General features: G+C 58.1%; 2 protein-coding genes. Both read right to left on the bottom strand.

What is annotated here, in order from left to right:
- Positions 1–1,530, bottom strand: a 1,530-nt coding sequence (locus PMI36_RS00010; RefSeq protein ID WP_008076749.1) for a DUF5801 repeats-in-toxin domain-containing protein, incomplete at its 3' end; no start/stop codon positions are given.
- 249 nt (positions 1,531–1,779) lie between these two features.
- Positions 1,780–4,494 carry a DUF5801 repeats-in-toxin domain-containing protein gene (locus tag PMI36_RS00015; RefSeq protein WP_008076745.1) on the bottom strand — a complete coding sequence of 905 codons (2,715 nt, stop codon included), beginning with the start codon at positions 4,492–4,494 and terminating at the stop codon, positions 1,780–1,782.
- Between the last annotated feature and the right edge of the window lie 348 nt (positions 4,495–4,842).

The raw sequence follows: 4,842 nt of genomic DNA, 5'->3' as shown, positions 1-4,842 counted from the left end.
CAGCCCGGAAGGGCCGGCCGTCGCGCCCAGCGCATAGGTCAGCGTACCCGCGCCATCAGCGCCGAACGCGGAGCTGAAGTTGGCGGTAAAGCTCTGGGTGTCGTCGGTTGTCAGCACCGTTTCGTCTACTGTCAGTATTGGCTCCGTGCCGGTGGCGCTGACGCTTGGTCCGTCGTCTTCGAAGATCATCTTGGAGCCGATTTCGGCGATCGTAGTAGAGGTATCGCGCAGCGTGAAGCCACCAATATCAAAATCGGCGTGGTCATTGCCCCTGGCGTCGACGGCCGCCCCGTTCTCGATGAGTACGCGGTTGTGATCTGCCGTTGTGGTGTACTCAATCTGGTAACCGGCCAGCACGCCGGTGATGGTTGCAACCCCACCGGAAAAGGTAATGTTAATGGCCGGATCATTCACCGAACCGTCTGAATTCTCGATCACCTGCCCGGTGCTGATGTTGGTGACGAGCACATTGGTAATGGCAACTGGCGTATCGTTTGCATAGCCGTTGACGAAATTCACGCCAGGTTCAGCAGCGGTGTTGAATGCGCTGATTTTGACCACCGCACTCTTGCCGCCTTGCAACTGCACGACGTCGAAACTGGCCGACGTCGAATTGAAGACGCCGGTAAAGTCGATGTTGGATTCAACATCTGCTTCGGTCTGACTCAGGTTGGGAACGGTCACATCCTGCCTGGCGCCCGTGACGAACGAAAAGCGGATGCCTTCCTGTTCCGTAATCATCTGGTTGTTGGTGCCGATGGTGGTCGGGCCACCACCCTGGCTGGTATTGATCGTGTCGCCAGTGTTGATATTGGCGCCGCTCGACTGGTCTGCGGGGTTCTTGCCGGTGGCGATGATGGTGGTATCCGTGATCCGCACGACACCATCGACCGTTTCAGTTGTCGGGTTCGCTTTCGTGAACATCAAAAAGAGGTTCTGACCGGAGGGCGCACCGGCGAGACTGAATCCCTGGTCCTGGGTAGCTCCGATGAACACCTTATCCAGCAGATTGAGCGAATCATCGGGGTTTGTAGCATCTGGATGCTTGAGCGGTTGGTATTCCACGGTCCAGATCTTGCCGCCGGTGACCGGCGATCCGGTTTCTTCGATATAGGCAGCGAACACGATGGCGCCATCTGCGCCCCCGGCTCGGCCCAAAAGAATGTTGTTGTTCGTATCGCTATAGAGAAGGATGCTGGTGCCATCGAGGGTATCCAGTCCACTGTCCACGCCATTAAGTGGTGCACCAGCGCTGTCGACGAAGCTGATGTCGCTAATGCTTCCTCCACCAGTGATGGTGAACGCATTGCTGCCAGTGTCGCCCGCGGCACCGGTATAGCCACTCAGTGCTGCACCCGTTGCAGTACCTGCCCCAAGGGCGGTCAAACGGGTAGCGAAGGTGGAGGGCAGGGAGGCCACTAGAATGTCGTTGTCGTCAGCGTCTCCTGCAGGGGTTGGCGTGGCGGTGGCGTTCTGTAACCCGGCCGTCTCGTCCAGCACAACGTCCTCGCCTGTGATTGCAATAGCCATGATTTTTCTCCCGAGCAATTGCGGTCATTGAGGTCTGACCATTGACCTCTACAACTATGAGCAAACGCCCGGAATTGCACATTGGCCGATACTCCCAAACGGGGTAGGAGTTTCGGCCTAGTCGTCTTCGTCGGTGGTCTGCCGCAGGGTGCCCAAGGTGACGCGAGCGTGCGGATCGCCTATTGGAACTGCAAAAAACAATGCGAGGGTGACTTGCGCCACCCTCGCATTTTTCACGCGTGCGATGCCTCAGACGCTGCCAATAACGATGTCGCTAGTCACAAGATCGACCCCGACCAAGGTGATGGTCGTGACTTGTCCGCCCGTTTCGGTAACCGTCACGATGCTGTCTGCGCCGCTTGTGTCGATCTGGACACCGGCGTTCTGGTCGCCGTTGAGCACCAGGGTGTCTCGTAGGTTTGCATCCGCATCGAAGCCGGTGACCTGGTACTGGTTCTCGGTGAATGACAAGTCGACGTTGAAGGCATCCCGCTCACCGCCCGTGCCCACCAGCGTGTAGTCGAAGGTGCCGGTCAAGTCGTTGGCGAACAGGTTGGCGTCGAACGTGCTCGTCGCCGAGTCCCCATCCCTGTCCGTTACCGTCGCATTGAACGTCAGCTGGATATCACTGGCCAGGTTCTCGGTTTCCTGAATGAACTGGATCACCGGGATCTTGATCGTGCCCAGGCCCATCGTGAGCTGAATAGCGTCGATCAGCGTCGCATCCGCCTTCTCGATGACGAAGGACGTCTGTCCTCCGGCCTCCGAGGTCAGATCAGCGGCAAGAACCTTCGTCGGCGAACCCGACGTGGTGCCGTCCGCGTAGAAGATCGTGTAATACAGCTCTTCCGTTGCCGGGTTGTACCCTTGCACTGAGTTGTCGATGAACACTTTCATGCTCGACAACAAAGACTCGGGATTGATGACGAAACTCTCGTCACCGGCATTGATGCCTGCTGTTGTGTTTCCGTCTAGGTTGTTGTTGGCGATGCCAATGCCGGCGGTGCTGACGTTCATGTTCGCGGCGCCGATGAACGCAAACCCGCCGGCTTCTACCTGCGCTTCGGTTAGGTCGGGTGCTCCCAGCCCGATGGCGGAAAATATATCGCTTGAGGACGTGGTCGCGTTTACACCAAAAAAGACAATCTCCTCGGATGGCGAAGGAATAGTCGGTGGATCCTGCTCTGGAATCAACAAAGTGCGCACGGGGTCCGGGCCGCCGGCACCGAGCGCGCCATCGGCACTGCTGAGAACGACCGTCGAACTGAAGCCTTGAACCAGATCCAGTACATAACTGCCATCGGCCAAGGCACTCAGCGTGTAGTCGATGGTGGTATCCGTCGTGGCGGCGTTGTTGTCGAAATCGCCGGTCAAGGTCCCGACGAACTGGTACGTGCCATTGCCATCCGGTGAGGGTGACTGCTCGGTGAGTGTGGCGGTCCCCGTTGTGGTGGTGTTGTCTGGCCTGACGAGGGTGAACGAGCTATTCACCGAAATATCCAGACCGTCCGCATTCAGCCCGTCGGCGCCGGCCGAATGACTCCAGTACCCGGTTTGTGGCAGGACGCTGCCGGTGCCGATCAGGTTGCCAAAAGCGAGTGCTGGGCCGTCATCTTCGAAGATCAGCTTGGAGCCGATTTCGGCGGTCGCAACAGCGGTTTGGAGCAGTGTGAAACCACCGATATCAAAGTCGGCGTGGGTATTGCCCCTGGCGTCGAGGGCCGCCCCGTTCTCGACGAGCACGCGGTTGTGATCCGCCGCTGTGGTGTATTCAATCTGGTAGCCGGCTTTAACGCCGGTGATGGTTGCAACCCCACCGGAAAAGGTGATGCCAATGGCCGGATCATTCACCGATCCGTTTGAATTCTCGATCACCACCCCGGCGCTGTTGAAGACGCGAACATTGGTGATGGCAATTGACGTATCACCCGCATAGCCGTTGATGAAGTTCACGCCAGGTTCAGCAGCGGTGGTGAATGCGCTGATTTTTACCACCGCACTCTTGCCGCTTTGCAACTGCACGACCTCGAAGCTGGCCATCTTCGCGTTGAAGACGGCGGTAAAGTCGATGTTGGATTCAACATCTGCTTCGGTCGGACTCAGGTTGGGAATGGTCACATCCTGCCTGGCACCGGTGACGAACGAAAAGCGGATGCCATCCTGTTCCGTAATCATCTGACTGTTGGTGCCGAAGGTGGTCGGGTTAGCCGCCTGGCTGGTAATGATCGTGTCGCCAGTGTTGATATTGGCGCCGCTTGACTCGTCTGCGGGGTCCTTGCCAGTGGCGATGATGGTGGGATCCGTGATCCGCAAGACACCACCGTCGTCGACAACTGTCGGGTTCGTCTTCGTGAACATCAGGAAGAGGTTCGCACCGGAAGGCACACCGGCCAGACTGAATTCCAGGTCCTGACTGGTTCCGATGAACACCTTATCCAGCAGATTGAGCGAGTCATCAGGATTCGTCGCATCTGGATGCTTGAGCGGTTGGTATTCCACGGTCCAGATCTTGCCGCCGGTGACCGGCGATCCGGTTTCTTCGATATAGGCCGCGAACACGATCGCGCCGGTAGCGCTCCCGGCTCGGCCCAGAAGGATGTTGTTGTTCGTATCGGTATAGAGAAGGATGCTGGTGCCATCGAGGGTGTCCAGTCCGCTGTCCAGGCCATTAAGCGGTGCGCCAGCGCTGTCGACGAAGCTGATATCGGTAATGCTTGCTCCGTCGGTGATGGTGAACGCATCGCTGCCCGTGTTGCCCACGGCACCGGTATAGCCACTCAACGCTGCACCCGTTGCGGTACCGGCACTCAGTGCGGTCAAGCGGGTTGAGAAATCCGAGGGCAGGGACGCCACCAGAATGTCGTTGTCGTCAGCGTCTCCCGCAGGGCTTGGCGTGGCGGTGGTGTTCTGCAATCCGGCCGTTTCGTCCAGCGAAACGTTCACGCCGGTGATTCCAATAGCCATGATCTTTCTCCAGAACAATTGCGGTCATCTTGGCCTGACCGTTGACCATTGGCCGCAACTATGGATAAGCGCCGGGAATTGCGCATCGGCCGATACTCCCAAGCGAGGTGGGAGTTTCAGACTACTTGGATGGGGGAACAGCACGAGGGCGTTAAGGAACGGTGCCGCCTATTCCGTTTGTGAATGAGGACATGCCGCAAGGCTCCTCTGGCCTTGGCTCAGGGACCGCAGTGGCCCAATAAAAAACGGCCTGGCCCCTTGCGGGAGCCAGGCCGTGTACCTGCAGCGGTTTTCAGACAATGTCAGTGCTTGCGATGTCGGTCACCGGATCAAAGCACCAAATCTGTC

Origin of the sequence: Pseudomonas sp. GM79, assembly GCF_000282495.1 — a bacterium.
Lineage (GTDB): Bacteria > Pseudomonadota > Gammaproteobacteria > Pseudomonadales > Pseudomonadaceae > Aquipseudomonas.
The sequence above is the reverse complement of the archived record's forward strand: the minus strand, read 5'-3'. Positions and strand labels throughout refer to the sequence as shown.